This is a genomic window from Oleidesulfovibrio sp., from assembly GCF_047973035.1.
Classification (GTDB): Bacteria; Desulfobacterota; Desulfovibrionia; order Desulfovibrionales; family Desulfovibrionaceae; genus Oleidesulfovibrio.
Window position 1 is genome coordinate 78083 of record NZ_JBKEBF010000033.1, and the last position, 16391, is coordinate 94473.

The 16391-nt window shown below is 44.4% G+C and carries 12 protein-coding genes; 11 read left to right on the forward strand and 1 reads right to left on the reverse strand.

Going from position 1 to position 16391, the window contains the following annotated elements:
* Positions 1–27 precede the first annotated feature (27 nt).
* The 11 genes from ACK5LI_RS10745 (at position 28) to ACK5LI_RS10795 (ending at position 15925) form a co-directional block, all read left to right on the forward strand.
* Positions 28–885 (forward strand): class I SAM-dependent methyltransferase, encoded by an 858-nt coding sequence (locus tag ACK5LI_RS10745; RefSeq protein WP_416949112.1) that lies wholly within the window; start codon positions 28–30, stop codon positions 883–885.
* A gap of 57 nt (positions 886–942) precedes the next feature.
* Entirely contained in the window at positions 943–2223 is a 1281-nt protein-coding gene (locus tag ACK5LI_RS10750) for a polysaccharide biosynthesis C-terminal domain-containing protein (protein ID WP_416949114.1), read from the forward strand.
* Positions 2220–2726: an acyltransferase gene (locus ACK5LI_RS10755; RefSeq protein ID WP_416949116.1), complete on the forward strand. Its 507-nt coding sequence runs from the start codon at positions 2220–2222 to the stop codon at positions 2724–2726. Before ACK5LI_RS10750 ends, ACK5LI_RS10755 begins: the two co-directional genes overlap by 4 nt.
* A 41-nt stretch (positions 2727–2767) precedes the next feature.
* Positions 2768–4240, forward strand: coding sequence for a methyltransferase domain-containing protein (locus ACK5LI_RS10760; RefSeq protein ID WP_416949118.1), 1473 nt, complete (start codon positions 2768–2770; stop codon positions 4238–4240).
* 13 nt (positions 4241–4253) lie between these two features.
* Entirely contained in the window at positions 4254–6152 is a 1899-nt protein-coding gene (gene asnB / locus ACK5LI_RS10765; protein WP_416949120.1) for an asparagine synthase (glutamine-hydrolyzing), read from the forward strand.
* A 19-nt stretch (positions 6153–6171) separates the two neighbouring features.
* Positions 6172–7806, forward strand: a complete 1635-nt coding sequence (locus ACK5LI_RS10770; RefSeq protein WP_416949122.1) for a glycosyltransferase family 4 protein — start codon at positions 6172–6174, stop codon at positions 7804–7806.
* Positions 7796–10024, forward strand: coding sequence for a heparinase II/III family protein (locus ACK5LI_RS10775; RefSeq protein ID WP_416949124.1), 2229 nt, complete (start codon positions 7796–7798; stop codon positions 10022–10024). Before ACK5LI_RS10770 ends, ACK5LI_RS10775 begins: the two co-directional genes overlap by 11 nt.
* A gap of 95 nt (positions 10025–10119) precedes the next feature.
* On the forward strand, positions 10120–10971 hold the full coding sequence (locus ACK5LI_RS10780) for a transglutaminase-like domain-containing protein (RefSeq protein ID WP_416949126.1): 852 nt from the start codon (positions 10120–10122) through the stop codon (positions 10969–10971).
* Between the two features lie 32 nt (positions 10972–11003).
* Complete coding sequence (locus ACK5LI_RS10785; RefSeq protein WP_416949128.1) at positions 11004–13409, forward strand: MBOAT family O-acyltransferase; 2406 nt, start codon at positions 11004–11006, stop codon at positions 13407–13409.
* A gap of 231 nt (positions 13410–13640) precedes the next feature.
* A complete protein-coding gene (locus ACK5LI_RS10790; protein WP_416949130.1) occupies positions 13641–14837 on the forward strand; it encodes a glycosyltransferase in 1197 nt (398 codons plus the stop codon).
* On the forward strand, positions 14834–15925 hold the full coding sequence (locus tag ACK5LI_RS10795; protein WP_416949132.1) for a glycosyltransferase: 1092 nt from the start codon (positions 14834–14836) through the stop codon (positions 15923–15925). The genes ACK5LI_RS10790 and ACK5LI_RS10795 overlap by 4 nt, the downstream gene beginning before the upstream one ends.
* Positions 15926–16158: 233 nt before the next feature.
* On the opposite strand, the gene ACK5LI_RS10800 is transcribed toward ACK5LI_RS10795, so the two are convergent.
* Positions 16159–16391: IS3 family transposase (locus ACK5LI_RS10800; RefSeq protein WP_416946081.1), on the reverse strand; the 233-nt coding region annotated here is incomplete at its 5' end.

The following is a 16391-nucleotide window of genomic DNA, read 5'->3' on the forward strand; positions in this document are numbered from 1 at the left end:
CTTTGTTTCATCGGAGGATGGAGCGTTATGATTGTAAGCGAGTTGCAGATTCAGTCATTGATAGACAAGCTTGGTGCAGTTAAGGCAACATCTGTTTTTACTGATTTTTTTAATAGTTATAGAACTTCTCTGTCTTCTTATGACGTTCGGGAAGTCTATTCTAGAGAGTATTATGAAAATTTGGCTGCTTTGCCGACTATCAATGACGATAGCTTGGTCTTCCCAATGAATATTTATAGTGAATATTCTTATCGATATGTTGTCAAAAGCCTAGAAAAAGAAGCTGCTAACGTCATCGATATTGGGTGTGGACATGCACACTTCTTGCTTAATTTGGCATTGAGATTTCCGGAAAGCAACTTTGTTGGGATTGATATCTCAGAAGAAAGCATCCGGGCTGCGCAGGAAAAAGCTAAAAATTATAATATTGGTAATGTAATTTTTAAATGCTGTTCAGCAGATGAATTCATAGATTTTGGTTTGGCAGATATTATTGTTTTTAATGATGTCACTGAGCATCTTGCTGATAGCGAGCTTGATAAGATTTTTCTGTGTGTCGCTACATGGTGTAAAGATGACGCTGTTGTTGTTATACATACCCCCAACGCTCTTGCTCTTTGTAATGGATATGAAACTAGTCTTATTAGGCAGTGCTATCTTTGGTATCTAAGCTGTATTAAAGGGTGGTCTGGGTTTTCAAAATCAGCAAAGCAACTTTATTACGAGCAAATGCATATTAATGTGAAAAGCTACAAAAGTTTGGCAGCGTTTTTGAGCAAATATGGCTTTGAATGTCGTGTGCAATATGATTCTCCACAAAAGGTTCGCCTTTTGGATTGGCTTTCGCCAAATATGTTGGTAGTCGCTAGTCGCATTCCTAAATAGTACCCAACGCAATGTTTTTTTGCTTTAGATATCTCTGAAAAGCAATCGGTAAAAAATATGTCTTTTCTCAGTGCCTTGGCTTTTCGTATAAAGGGGCAGGGTTCAGAAATTTTGCGGATTTATGTACTGCAATTTGTTACTATTGCAGTGGGATTTTTGGTGTCTGTGTTTATAGCTAGGACGCTTGGACCTGAACAAAAAGGGATTTTTGATTTATACAACACGATTCTTGCGCTTGCTTCTGATGCTTCAATGTTAGGCATAAGTAGTGCGGCATTTTATTTTTTTACGACAAAAGAAATTAACTTTAATGTTGTCTATAGCTCATCGGTATTGATGGCCTTTCTTGCCTCCTCCTTCTTTTTGATTTTACTTTCCGCAGTCCTTTCCTTTTTTCCATCAGTGTTGCCTGCGACAGTTAACTTATGGCTACTTGCTGCCGTTCTTGTTGCCACTTATCTTTCAACTCACTCGCAGATCTGGTCAAATTTAATTGTCGGCCTCGGAAAGCCTCTCGAAATTTATAAAGTCAATTTTTTCAGCACTGTTTTGCTACTACTTTCCTTTCTACTCCTTGCTGTAACTTTTGGGCTAACTGTTGAAAGGGTTATTGTCTCTTGTCTTTTTGTTGGCATATTGGTTCTAGGCATACAGCTGTATATCATTAAGCAAAGAGTTGATATTTCTTTTGCACCAGACATGTCATTATTTATACCTATGATCAAATGGGGTGGGGTCGCGTATGTTGGAACTGTGGTCAATACGCTTCACTTTAAAATAGACATTTTTATGGTGGAGTACCTGTGTGGTCTAGGTGGTGTTGGGGTATATACAGTTGCTGTAAGACTAGCAGAAATGATGTTTATTTTGGACTCTGCTGTAATACACACGTCTTTAAAAAAAATAGCGACTTTACAGCGAGAAGAATCTAGGAAGTATACTACAAAAATTTCATTTGTACTGTTGGGGATGATGTCTGTAGCCTCGCTTGCTGCAGCTATCATAGGCTATTATTTTATACCTATGTTATATGGCGTGTCCTTTGATGGTGCTGTAAGGCCTTTTCTCTTCATTCTCCCTGGAATAATCCTATGGGCTTCTGCAAAACCGATAAGCGGATACATTTGTTACAAGCAAGGAACTCCTATGATCCCCTCTGGCTTCGCTTTGCTAGGCGTTGCCCTGAACGTGTGCTTGAACTACTATTTGCTTCCTGTTTACGGCCTAACTGGTGCAGCTATTGCGTCTTCATGCAGCTACGGGCTAGTTGCATTGCTGCATGTACTTTACTTTGTATTTGATGCTAAACGGGTAACTACTTTTCGTGAGTCATCATGATGAATGCTATTTCCAGAGCACTTTTTGATTTTTTTGATCGTCGTATCGTTGCGCAGTATCAACAATACAAAAAAGAGCAATTGTTTAATGAACTAAAAGGGGTCGGGCAAAATTCGACTGTCGTGTATCCTTGGGATATTCGCGGAGCTGAGCATATTACTCTCCGTGACAATGTGTTCATCGGCCCAAGAGTCTTGATGGGGGCTGCTCCTGGTGGAGAGATTGAGTTTGAAGATTATGCAATGCTAGGCCCTAATGTCCATATAATGGCAGGAGATCATGCCTTTAAGAACAGTGATGGACCTGTTGTTTTGCAGGGAGGGGGAACTGTTGGGAAAATTGTTTTTGGAGCCGGCTGCTGGGTAGGGGCAAATTGCTGCATATTAAAGGGTACTACCATTGGTGCAGGCTCTGTGGTAGGTGCAGGCTCTATAGTAACTAAAAGCATTCCTTCTGGCGAAGTATGGGCAGGCAATCCTGCTGTATTTATACGCGTGCGCTAAATTTAATTTGTGAAGAAGCCTAAAGCAACAAGAGGGGTTTTGTGTACTTTTCATACCTGAATACCAAAGAATCCGCGTTTTATAGTGGAATAGCCATTAAAGCCGATCCCCTAGTCCATGATGATATCGTCGAGGCTGTCGAGCTGAAAATTCCTCGGGGAAGTAACATCTTAGACTGGGGATGTGGCGAAGGTGCTCTTTCACAACGGTTAAGTGATCTTGGATATAATGTTGTTTCTGTTGATGTAGCACAAGATGGCTTTAAGGCGAAAAGCAAATTTGAACCTATTGACTTTAATGACCCAGAGCAGACAACTAATTTTTTAAACAGGTATGCCAACACATTCGATGCTGTAATCGGAGTTGAAGTCATAGAGCACGTTGAAAATCCTTGGCAGTACATTCGTGACCTTAAGTGTTGCTTGAAGGATAACGGCTGGCTTTTTTTATCTACACCTAATATTACATCATGGTACTCACGTGCTAACTTCTTGATTTATGGTCGTTTTCATCAGTTTGAAGACAATGATCGCAAGTATGGTCACATTAATCCTATTGCTCCTGATGAAATGCACTACATTTTGAGCAATACAGGTTTCACTAATATCAACCTGCAGCCTTCTGGGTGGTTGCCTCGCATATGGCTTTGCAGTGATCTTCGGGCTTCTCTTTTTAACATTTTTGGCTACTTGCTATCCTTCTTGATGAAACAGATGAAGACTGGCTGGTGCTATACAGCATCAGCTCAAAAATCAGATGTCGAGTCTGGAGGTGATAAGCTTTCTTCAGAAGAGTACCAATTTTTTTGGAAGAAAATTCATTCGGATACAGTGAATGATATGGCTGCCGTCTGTTTTCCTGATAAGCCGCGGTATTTCAATGCCTTTTTCGACAGTATTCAACGTTTTGCAATTGCCAGAGCATTGCGAGATATCGGTTTTTCTTTTTGCGGTGATACGTTAGATCTTGGCTGTGGGAGAGGACGTTGGTTGAAATTTTGGAAAAAGCGTGGATTACACCCTATCGGGCTCGATATTTCAAAAGATGCTGTAACACGTTGCAATAATCTAGGATATCATGCTTTGTGTGGAAGCGTGGAGCAGTTACCTTTCGAGACCGAAACTTTAGATGTCGTCAGTTCGATTACCGTTCTGTTGCATACTCCGCCAGACGTGAAGTCCCGAGCCATTGAAGAGATCGTCAGAGTGTTAAAGCCTGGCGGGAAAGCCATTCTAATTGAATCAACTTGGTCTAATGACCCTTCACCCCATGTTTTCCCGTTAAGCTTAGATGAGTGGTGCAAGGCCTTCGAGCAACACGGCATGCGCTCAGTTTGGATTGAAGGGCATTGCTATAATATAGTACGCAGGAATCTATGGCAAAGAGTACCTTTTTTTGACAGGGTTGCGATCTCTCTGGATTGGGTTGTGGAGTATTGCTTAATGACAGCTTTTAAGAAGAAAGCGTCTCGGAAAGCGATGCAGCATTTGATGATTTTTGAAAAAAAACAATAGATTAGAGATTGGTATGTGCGGTATTTTAGGATACGCCTCCTTCAAAGAAGGCGCTTCGATTTCTGAGTCAGTATTGTTACGTATGCGTGATGTCATGACCCACAGGGGGCCTGACGGCGGTGGCTTGTGGATTTCAGATGACAAACGCTGTGGGTTGGCGCACAGACGGCTCTCAATTCTTGATCTGACAGAAGCTGCGAGCCAGCCGATGCATAGTCCGTGCGGGCGTTACCACCTCACTTTTAACGGTGAGATATATAACCACGCGGAAATCCGGGCAGAGCTTGAGGCCTTGGGGCACACAGCATGGGTTACATCGCATTCTGACACTGAGGTTTTGTTACGGGCTTACATGCAATGGGGCAAAGAATGTGTGCACCGTTTTCGGGGTATGTTTGGGTTTGCCATATGGGACTCTCAGGAAAGAAAGCTGTGGCTGGTACGCGACCGTATGGGTATAAAACCCGTGTACTATTCAGTGCATAACGGCAGAATTTCTTTCGCATCTGAGATCAAAGCGTTGCTCGAAGACCCGCAACAGCATCGGGCCGTGAATCACGAAGCCTTTTATCACTATCTTTCCTTTCTCACCACCCCTGCCCCACAAACCCTTTTTGACGGTATCCGCAAGCTCCCGTGCGGATGTTGGCTTGAGGTGCATTCTGACGGGACAATCTATGAACAGCGCTTCTGGGATGTCTGGGATCATGTTTCGCCCATGACAACCTTGTCTGAAGATCAGATCGCTGAACGGATACTTTCAGAACTTGAGATCGCAGTACGTTATCGTAAGGTCAGCGACGTTCCTGTGGGGGTATTTCTGTCAGGGGGGATTGATTCAAGCACAAACTCTGCCTTGTTTGCCAAAGGAGAAGGCGGGCCGGTCAAAACGTTTTCCATCGGCTACAAGGGCGAGTACGAGTCATATAAGAATGAGTTGGATTATGCCCGTATGATGGGGGAATATATAAAATCCGCTCATTTTGAACTGGAACTCACCCAGGATGATCTTATTGATTTTGTCAGCCGTATGGTCTGGCTTCAGGATGAACCCATAGCAGATCCGGTCTGTGTTCCTGTTTATTATGTTTCAAAGCTCGCCAGAGATAATGGCGTCATCGTGTGCCAGGTTGGCGAAGGTGCTGATGAGCTTTTCTGCGGGTATCCCTCTTGGTACAACGCCGTAAAGCTGGCAAAGCTGAATAGGCTGCCTGTGCCTCGCTTTGCCAAAGGCCTTGGTTGCTCTTTGGCTGAATCGCTCGGTAAAACCAACAGCACAAAATACGCATACCTCAAGCGTGCCTCGCTGGGACAGCCCATCTTCTGGAGCGGTGCAGAGGCGTTTTATGAGCACCAGAAACCCAAACTGCTGTCTGCCTCATTGCGGCGCGAGCTTGCCGGTTTGTCATCGTGGGATGCTGTACTCAAGCCTATGCATGACAATTTTATGCAGAAAGCGTGGGATACATCAGACTTGCACTGGATGACTTATACGGATCTGAACTTACGTCTGCCTGAACTGCTGCTGATGCGCGTCGATAAGATGAGCATGGGAGTAAGTCTCGAATGTAGGGTTCCATTTTTAGATCATAAGTTTGTGGAACTTGCTCTTTCCATTTCCGCTTCTATGAAAACAGGCGGCGGCACTCCTAAGCATATGCTGAAGAAAGCAGTTCGGGGCCTTATCCCAGATGAGTTGGTAGACAGGAAAAAACAAGGCTTTGGTGTACCTGTTTATGAGTGGTTTTTTGACCGCCTAGGGCAGCATGTGCGGCGTGAGATGGCTGATTTTTGTGATCAGGCTGATTTTTTTGATAAAGATGAAGTTTTCAGGTTTTTTGACGCTGGAGCAGGGCCTCAGGCATGGTACCTATATAACTTTGCCTTGTGGTGGAAACAGTTTATTTCGTAGCTTGTGAAAGGGGTGGGCAGTGCTGATAATTGTTTACCATGCAGATAGTGTAGACAGGGCATACTTGGGCGAGGCGTTGGGGAACATTCTGGGTGACGATGTTGAACAGGCTGTTGTCGCGTTTCCCGATACTGTGCGCGGCTGGATTAAAGACGGCACTTGGATACGTCGTTTTCGCCAAGTCGAAACCGTAATCCTTTATACACACGATATAACTGTAGCACCAGATCCTTTACAGGCTTTTACCGCTGCGTTGTGGTTGGGAAAGCGGGTTGTTCAGGTTGATCTCAGGGGACGATTTTGTCAGCTGTCTCTCTGGTCTGGCATCAAAATGGGACTCGCTTTGGCCAAAGATTTTCTGCGGTTGCCTGCCTGGCGCCGGGAATTGGATGCTCATCTGTCCGGCTTGGAGGCCTCAAAGAGTTTAATTGACAAACAGCCCCCAGAGCTAACTGCCCCTGTTGCGTATCTGCGGCCCGATATCATTTTAAATCTGAAAGCTGGGGGATCTGTCGGGCATATTGCCGGCGTCTTGAACAACCTTGGTTCGTTTGCTGCTACTCCTGTTTTTTATACTGTCGATCCTGTTCCGACAATTAACGATACTATTCAGGCTGTTTGTATTCTGCCGGATAATAAAGATCGCTGGACGCTACGTGGAATGGCAGCCTTTCATTTTAGCCGGTACTTTTCACAGAAGGTATGGGCATCGCTGGGGGGGAAGCAACCTGCGTTTATTTATCAGCGGCACGGTCTGGATAACTGGAGCGGCGCTGAATTAGCGATAACCCACAGAGTCCCGTTTGTTCTTGAGTATAATGGCTCGGAAGTCTGGGTTGCCAGAAACTGGGGGCGCGCGGTGCCCAATGAAAAGCTTTCATTGCGGGTGGAAACCCTTTCTTTAGAAGCAGCTGACTTAATTGTCGTTGTTAGCCAGCCTCTGAAGGATGAGTTGGTTGAACGCGGTATCTCGGAACGTAAACTATTGGTTAACCCTAACGGTGTTGATCCGGATGTGTATCACCCTGATGTTGATGGCAGCTCTGTACGGTCCGCTTATGGGTTAGAGGAAAAATGTGTTATTGGCTTCATCGGAACATTTGGCAAGTGGCACGGTGCAGAAAAGCTTGCCGAGGCTTTTGATATTATGGTCAGCAACAGGCCAGAATTACGCAATTCTGTAAGCCTTATGTATATCGGGGACGGTCTGACAAAAGCTCAGACGGAAACTTTTCTTGTAGAAAAAGGCCTTGCGGGGCTAAGCGTTTTTACTGGAACTGTGCCGCAACATGAAGGCCCCAAGTACCTTGCTGCGTGCGACATTCTTGTCGCACCGCATGTTCCTAATGAAGATGGGACAAAGTTTTTCGGATCTCCCACCAAGTTGTTTGAATACATGGCAATGGGCAGAGCTATTGCTGCCTCTGCACTGGATCAAATGGATGATATTCTGGAGCACAACGTTACAGCCCTTAAAGCTATTCCAGGGGATGCCGTTTCTTTGGCCAGAAATCTTGAGTTGCTTGTGGAGAATGAGTCGCTTCGATACCAGTTGGGAACTCAAGCTCGTCAAAAGGTTGTTGAAGCCTTTACATGGAAACAACATACCGAGCGTATTGTGAATGCCCTGATGGAACAATGGCATGATAAGTAGTCCGCTGCTGAAAAAGGTTCGGCATTACGCCAGGAAAGCTGTAACACTGCCGCCTCATGTTGTTGTTCGAAAGGCATATAGGTTGGCCTCGGCGGCTGTTCGTAGCAAGGTGATGCGTAAGCTGGATTTGTGCAGGGCACGTCCATCTGTTCAGATTTCTTTAGGAAATCCACTTTTTGATGTGAGCATGCTGCCCGTCGATGATAAGGAACTTGCGTTTTTGAGTCGTGTTTGCCCCATGTATATGGAACATCGGTTCGACTTACTCGGTTCCGGCTGGGTTAAGTGGGATGGGCAGGGCCCTTTTCTGGGGGTTGAAGGGCACGTCTATTCATATGATGCCGTTGATGCCTCAATATCACTTCCGCCAGCCCATAGCGGTGAGTGTATCCGGCTCCGCAGCTTAATTCGCGATCCTCATTATTCATTTATCGATTGGCAACGAGATGTCAAAAGCGGCTTTAGATATAATGACAAAGCATGGCATCTTGACCAGCCAGTAGGTCTGCATCGAGGTGTTGATATTAAGGTTCCATGGGAGATAGGTCGATTGCAGCATCTTCCACAAATGGGTGTTGAGGCAATACGGCTTAAAAGCCTAGATGCCGGAAAGTCTAGGCAGTATACGCAAGAATTTCGGAGCCAGTTACTGGATTTTATCAGTGCAAATCCCGTACGCGTGGGGGCTCAGTGGACGTGTACTATGGATGTGGGCATCAGAGCTGCTAATATTGCGATGACGTACACTCTATTTCAGAGCTTGGGTGAAAATGATATTCTAGATGCTGAATTTGAGCATGAAATAGCAGTCTCATTGTATAGGCACTGTGAGCACATCGTTTCTGCACTTGAATGGTCTGAGGAGCTGACTTCCAATCACTATCTGGCGAATGTTTGTGGTTTGCTGTTTGCTTCTATGGCACTTGAGTCAACGCCTGTAACGAACACGTGGCTCGCCTTTGCAATAGAACAGCTTACCAAAGAAATAAATAAACAGTTTTATGCAGACGGTGCCAATTTTGAAGCCTCTCTAAGTTACCATAGGTTGAGTCTAGAGATGGTCGTGTATTCTGTGGCTCTTGTGTGTGGTATTCCGCAGGAACGCCTTAAGTCTCTTCAGTCTCTTGCAAAGCGATGTTTGCCCTCTGTTCCCAAGATGGACTTGGAACAGTGGCGGATAACTTGTGGTAAAGCCATCGAAGCTTGCTCTGGCAGCAGCTTTTTTACCTCTTCGGTGTTAGAGAAGTTGGCCCGAGGCTCAATTTTGACTGTGATTGCCACAAAGCCAGACAATTGTATTGCCCAAATTGGTGACAACGACTCCGGTAGATTTTTCAGATTTACAGCGGCAGGCACGTTGCTTTCACCTGTCGAAGCGGAAAAGAAGTACCACAACCTCTCTGGTTACTGTTCCATTGCATCTTCTTACGAGACTTCCAACAACCTCTATTTTGATGAAAATATGCTGGATCACCGTGGCGTTGTAGGCGCTGCAAGAGGGCTCTTCCCATTTGAAAGTCTGAAGTGTGGCTTTCGATTCGAAGAAAGGCTTGTGCGTGCCATGCTTCGAGAGCATTGTTTAGGAATTTCAGAAAGTGAATTGTCTTTGTTAAAGCCGGAACTCAGGTCAGCCCCAGTTCTCCTCGGGGGGGCTTCTGAAACAGTCTTGTTCGAAGATGGAGGGGAGCAATCGCAGTGTCTCACAGATGGCGGCTCCTGGACGTACTACCCCGATGCCGGCTGGTATATCTATCGATCGGACAGGGTGTTTTTGTTCGTCAATGCAGGGCCCAACGGCCAAAATGGTAATGGGGGGCATTGTCATAATGATAAGTTGTCTATGGAGCTGCAGATAGATGGAATTGATATTCTACGTGACCCCGGTACCGGGCTCTACACACCGATTCCTGAAATGAGAAATGCCTACAGGTCGGCAGCTGCGCACTTTGTTCCGGCTTCACTAGATGGAGAGCAAAACAGGTTTGAGGCTGATGGGCTCTTTTGGATGCATGAAGATACAGATTGCTGGGTCTGTGATTATGGTGAGAGTTCTATAATTGTTGCAATGGAGATAAAGAAAAAGCAGATGGTTTGCATACGCAAGGTTACTGTCGAAGATTACAGGATTGTGATTGGAGATACTATAGCCCCTGAAGTGACTGCTGCTAACTTTTTAGGTATCTCTTCTGGATATGGTAAGATTTTGAGGGGGGACTGATGTTGCGCACAAGGCTTTTAATATCTTTTTTTGTTACTTCTGTAACTTGCTTAATTATAAGTGTATACGGGGTTCTTTTATTTAAGAACGCTGACATGCAAAATAAGTTTTCCGGGATTGTGGATAATGGACAGCAAACCTTTATCTGGCAAGCACAGTCAACACCTGAACAAAAAGAACAGATTCTGGGCTGGCTGAAAAAAGATATACAGAGGGAAAACTTACTGTTGCAAGGCGATCAACCGCAAAAGAATGTCGCACTTATGAAGTGGGTAATGAATCAAGTCGGCCGAGTTGAAAAAAATAACAGTCCCACTCCTTTTCAAATGTTAGCTGATGCGCGCACTGGGCAAGGGTTGTTGTGTAGAAACATGGCCGCAGTTTTTGCTGAAGTGGTAAGTTTAAGTGGGGGCACTGCAAGAGTTTTACAGCTCTCTAGCGGGGTAGGGTCGCGCTATGACACTCATGTGGTCGTGGAAGTTTGGGAAAACGGTGGTTGGAAACTTTACGATCCTACTTTTAATTTAACATTCTTTGACGTTAAAGAAAAACAACTCAATATTCACGAGGTGCGCACTCTTTTACGAGCAGGAAAGGACGTAAGCTTTAAGTTCCATGGACAGGTAAAGTACCCCGCACGCATAGAGCAATATTACGTCGCTTATGACCAACTGGTTGAATACGTTATAGCCATCCTTCCCCCCCCCTCACTTTTGGCAAAAATTCCCCCTTTCAGATATGTGTTGAAGGAAGCAATACCAGTGCTTTTTGTAAACCGTACGCTTATTGATCGAGGGATGGATGCTTTTTCTCTTCACAATAAGCTTTATGCATTATTTTTCTTTTTTCTTCCTGTGATTGCTACGCTGTCCTTTTTAATGGCAGCTACCTTTTTTGTGTTGGGGGTACGTGGGCGCCCGAAATTTTGTCGCAGGAGTGGCGAGTAATATAGGTATTTGGTGGCGTTGAGTTTGTAACTATGCTTTTTTCAAATTTTGAGTTTATATTTATTTTCCTTCCCGTTGTTTTTCTACTTTGTGAATCCTCATGGTTTAAAGGTGCTGGGAAAAATGTAATACTGTTGACAATCTCATCTTTTGTTTTCATTCGCTACTGGAATGAAAAATCTTTTTTGGTTTTTTTATGGGTTATGCTTTTTAGTGCTCTATGTATTTGGACTGGAGCTGTAAAAACGAGACTCAGACTGGCTGTCGCTATTACTTTAATTTTAGTTCCTTTAGCATATTACAAATACTCTGCTTTTGTTGGAAGTATTGTAGGTATTCCTTTTGAAAAACATGAATTGCCCCTCGCGATTTCATTTTATACCTTTGTTATCGTTGCATACTTTATTGACATGTACCATAAAGGAGAGCTCGTTGGCTTTAAGGTAAAATGTAGGGAAATTCGTGATTTTTTCTTTTTTACCTCATTTTTTCCCCATCTGATTGCCGGCCCTATCGTTCATAGGGATGACTTGGTACCTCAAATATATGAAGAAAAGAATAGCCCTCTTCTTTTTGCAGAAGGTGTAGCCTTTTTCCTTGTTGGCTTTGGCAAAAAGGTTTTTTTAGCAGATCCACTTGGCTCAATTGCCAATAGGATTTTCGATTCTGGAGCAGCAGCCACTGTATCTTTTTCGGATGCACTTCTAGGCTCATTGAGTTACTCGCTTCAAATATACTACGATTTTTCTGGCTACTCCGATATGGCCATCGGACTAGGTCTGCTTTTCGGCTACCGTTTGCCTTTCAACTTTAATTCTCCATACCAATCTGTATCCATTACCGACTTTTGGCGTAGGTGGCATATCACTCTTTCACGTTTCTTGCGAAATTACGTCTATATTCCTCTGGGAGGGAGTCGCAGGGGGCGCTTGAGGAACTATGTGAATATCCTAATTGTCATGCTTGTAAGTGGCATCTGGCATGGGGCAGGTTGGACATTTGTACTTTGGGGTACTTTGCATGGCGCTTTAATATGTTTGGAGAAATTTATCTCTGACAATATAACGGTATGCAAAAAATGGTTTAGACCACTTTTGCCGTTATATACGTTTACGATGGTAGCGTTACTGTGGGTACTCTTCCGTGCAACAAGCCTTGAGCACGCTGCAAATATCTACTTTGGCTTGATGTCCCCAACTCCTGATTTTGATTGGTCGATAAAAGAGTCGCTCTATATCATAATCGGAATGTCCCTTCTGGTATTTCCAAACTCTCAGATGGTCGTCGAAAAGCTAATAAAAACTCGCTTTCTCTCCCGCGATATGCTTTGGAATACTGCAAGGCAGTCGCATGCAGGCCTTCTCCTGGGGGTTGCTTTATGCGCTGTTCCCCTCTCCCTTTTTTACCAACGTGCAATCGACCATCGCCTATATACCGCGTTGAGTGTCGAGCGAGATGTTTTAGGAACCAGCAATAGTGTTGCCGATTTCAGATCAAATTTATTCAGTTCTCCTGTTTTTACAAAAGAGAGAAAGTGTGTGTTTGTCGGCTCATCGTTTACGCGCGGTATCAGTCATATTCACTATTCCTACAGCGGTGGAGATGTTTATTCTAGCTCTATTGGAATGGGAGGCAACTCACTTTACGTAGGACTTAGGCAGGCATTCAGTATTCTTGAGACTCCTGGTGTCGAGACTATCGTTTTGGGACTTTCGGCGTTAAATATCGGGCCGCTGGAGGCTGGACCTCCATTTAAGGGGCAGCTTGGTGAAAAACTAAACAAATATTCTTCTCTTTCGCTTTGGGAAAAAGATTACTCTGCTGCTAGTAAAATTGATCTGGGACTCTGGGACTATGCTCGGCTGATTTTGTTTGCGGAAGACCGGTATCAATTTACTGAGTTTCTTTTCAAGGTTTCCACGGCATTAGGGGTGAACTCGTACGATTCTCCTTATTGGCAAAAATATATTGAGTATGAACTGGTGCAGGGTGTTTCTCCTAATGAGGCTTTTTCTCGTTTTTTACATTGGCAGAGATTAAATTTGACTGGCGAGTTGCCTGAGAATGTTGAAAACGGGCGAAATGTAAGATTTCGGTGGCTGCATAGAGGCACTTACCAAGCTCTTTCCACTAATGGAGATGTTGCCATTGCCTTAAGCGCTTTGAAAGAACAATGCGATATTAGAGGAATCAGGCTAGTCATTTATTCAACCCCAACTCCGTTACATAGTTCTGCGCCGGATATTTATCCTGAAGGTTATCATGAGGAATACCAGAGTCGCATGGGGGAGTTAATGGCTGAGCTTCAAATTGAGTATTATGACCTTTCAAGTGCTCTGGATTGGGACAAGGGAGTCATGTCTGACTTTATCCATCCAATGCCCTCGGCTCGAAAAGAGCTTCATAAACTTTTGATAAGTTATGTTTATGGACAGTGAGATGAAAACGTTAATTATCGCTCTTTGTTATGTGCTGTTTTTTTTGATTTTCAATGTCACCAGCAAGCAAACACATTTTATTTACTTTAATTTTTGATTCAGAAGCGTGTAGTTACTGTAACAAAGACTAATATTTCTAATTAGTAGGGTTTTCATCTCTACGGCATTCAGTCTTTGCTCCATTTAGTACTAATTACAATGTGCGCAATATTTCGCCAACTGTAGAGTGTTATGTTTCACAAAATAGCAGTAGATATGTTCCCTAATAGTAGACCGCCCAAGGTATTGTTTGCAGGGGCTAACCACTGGCAAAATTGTATCCATGTAGGCTCACACCACTTGGCTAAGGCTTTCAGGGCGCTAGGCTTTGAGGTTTTCTATCTCAGTGATCCTTTGTCGCCTTTCCATGCACTCGGTGTGAACAGGTCAGAATTTATGCAGAAATTTCGGTCGACGACTGTTTTGCGTGATTCTGAGTCTGGGGTGCAGTTCTTAACTCCTTTTTCTTTACTTACTCCTAATACCTTCCCCATCTCAAACACGCGGACTATCATGCAGCACTGGTGGAGGCTTTGCATTCCGCCCTTGAAGCGGACTTTTATAACAAGAGAGTTTGTAGAAGTCGATATTTTGTATTTAGAGTCACCGAGGTATCATTTTTTATTAGACATACTTGAATATAAGAAATCTGTCTTTAGAGTTGCAGATAAATCCAGCGGCTTTCCGGGGCATACAGAGATTCATGGGTTTGCGGAACGAAAAATTGCTCGTAATGCCGACTTGACGATCTATAGCGCAAGCCTGTTAAAGACATATGTTGAAGAACTGGGGGCAACAAACACACTCCACGTTCCAAACGGGGTAGATTACGATCATATCGTTTCGGGGGAGCACCAACCGGTTCCTGTTGAATACCAGACATTATCTGGGCCAAAGTTCCTTTATATAGGTGCAATGGCTGAATGGTTTGACTTTGATCTGGTTGCCAATGCTGCTACTCATATTCCTGAAGGAAATTTTATACTTATCGGTCCTAGTGAAATGGCTAAAAGCCGGTTGGGACACTTGCCGAATGTGCATATTTTAGGCAGGCGTAGCTTCGCTGATATTCCGGCATACTTATGGAATGCTGATGTTGGGATGATCCCCTTTAACGTGAACAAATACCCTGAGCTCATTGATTCTGTTAACCCTCTTAAGCTTTATGAGTATATGGCTGCAAAGTTGCCGGTAGTCTCAGTGATGTGGCGTGAACTTGAACTTCTGGCATCACCCGCCTGCCTTACGTCTTCTTCCGCAGAGTTTGTGCAGGGATTGCGAGAAGCGGTTACGCTTTCCCCTGCTTCATCCAATCAGAAGTACGCAAAAACAAAGACTTGGGACAATGGTGTGCTCGAGATTCTTCAAAGGCTGCATAATCAGTCATGAAAATTAAAGTGTTATATCTTTCAGTCCGAGCAGACTGGGGAGGTGGGCCTGAGCATCTGTATCAGCTAATCCGGCATTCACCAGATAGCCTCCATGCAATAGTTGTCTGTCCTGATGAACCTCCATACTTTAGCAAAATTTCGAAACTCTCCTCGGTACGCCGGATGATACCGATTCCTCATAGATCGTTTTCACTTTTCACCCTACTTGAGCTTTGTAGAGCCGTCAGAAGTGATAATGTTATGTTGGTTCATTCACATGGAAAAGGGGCGGGGCTTTATAGTCGGCTTTTGGCTGTTTTGATGGGGATTCCCTGTGTACATACGTACCACGGGGTGCATGTGGGGTCTTACGGCAAACTAAAGCGATTAGTGTATGGCTGCTACGAAAAATTAGCAGGACTCTTTACTGCAAGAGGCATCGCTGTCTCGGATGGAGAGGGAGCTTTGCTGAGAACGCTTGGGTATGTTCCCCTCAAACGCCTTGCTGTTATCCCCAATGGGGTTGTCTTGCCTAACACGCTTGTGGACAAGGGAGTTGCAGCAGGCAGATCGGATGTCGTGACCATCACTCGGTTTGATTATCAGAAAAATTCTGAATTTATTGTTAATGTATTATGTGCATTGGAAAGGAAAGGTGCTCTTGATAAGTTCAGATTCGTTTTTATAGGCACCGGTGAAGCGCGTTCTACTCTGCAAAGAGAGATTACTGAAAGATGGGGCGAGGATGTTGCCCTCTTTGTAGGTACAACAGCAGAACCTGGGCGCTACCTTGAAAAAGGTTTTTGCTATTTTTCATCTGCTCGCTGGGAAGGGCTGCCTTTAGCTGTTTTAGAGGCGATGTCTTACGGCCTGCCTGTGGTCGCTTCTCGAGTGGTTGGCAATGAGGACGCTGTTTCTGGCAACGGTCTGCTCTACGACCTGACTAATGCCGAGCAAGCGGCTGAAGCGCTCATGGACTTGTACAATGATGAAGCTTTATGGCAGCGCTGCTCCACCTATGGCAGAAGGGCTGTAGCCGAAAAATATTCTGTTGTTCAGATGGCCAACGCCGTGTGGGACATCTACACAATACTCACGACTCGTTGAAGCCAAGGCACAGCTTTAAGCATAGCATGTTGACAATATGAGTCCTTATTGATGCTCGGAAAAGGAAGGCTCCTTCATTTACATCTTGGTATGTGGAATTGCCAGCATCCCCCCCTTGATGTCAGCAGGGGCAAAACGGTAGGTCTAAGAGGGGTAAATAATCCGTTCATCGCAGAAGTCAGTATATTAAAATGTGTTACAGTGTAGACGATGTCTGAATCGCCACTAATTTACTAGACACCCCCAACTTTACTAACAAACTTTTCTTCAAATTTTATTGGAGATAAGTTGCCATTGTGTCCATGGCGGCGAATCGGGTTATAGAACATCTCTATATAATTAAATACGTCCTGCCGGGCCTCTTCCCGGCTTCTGTAAGTTTTCCGCTTAATTCGTTCTCGTTTGAGAAGTTGAAAGAAGCTTTCTGCAACCGCGTTGTCGTGGCAGTTGCCACGTCGGCTCATAC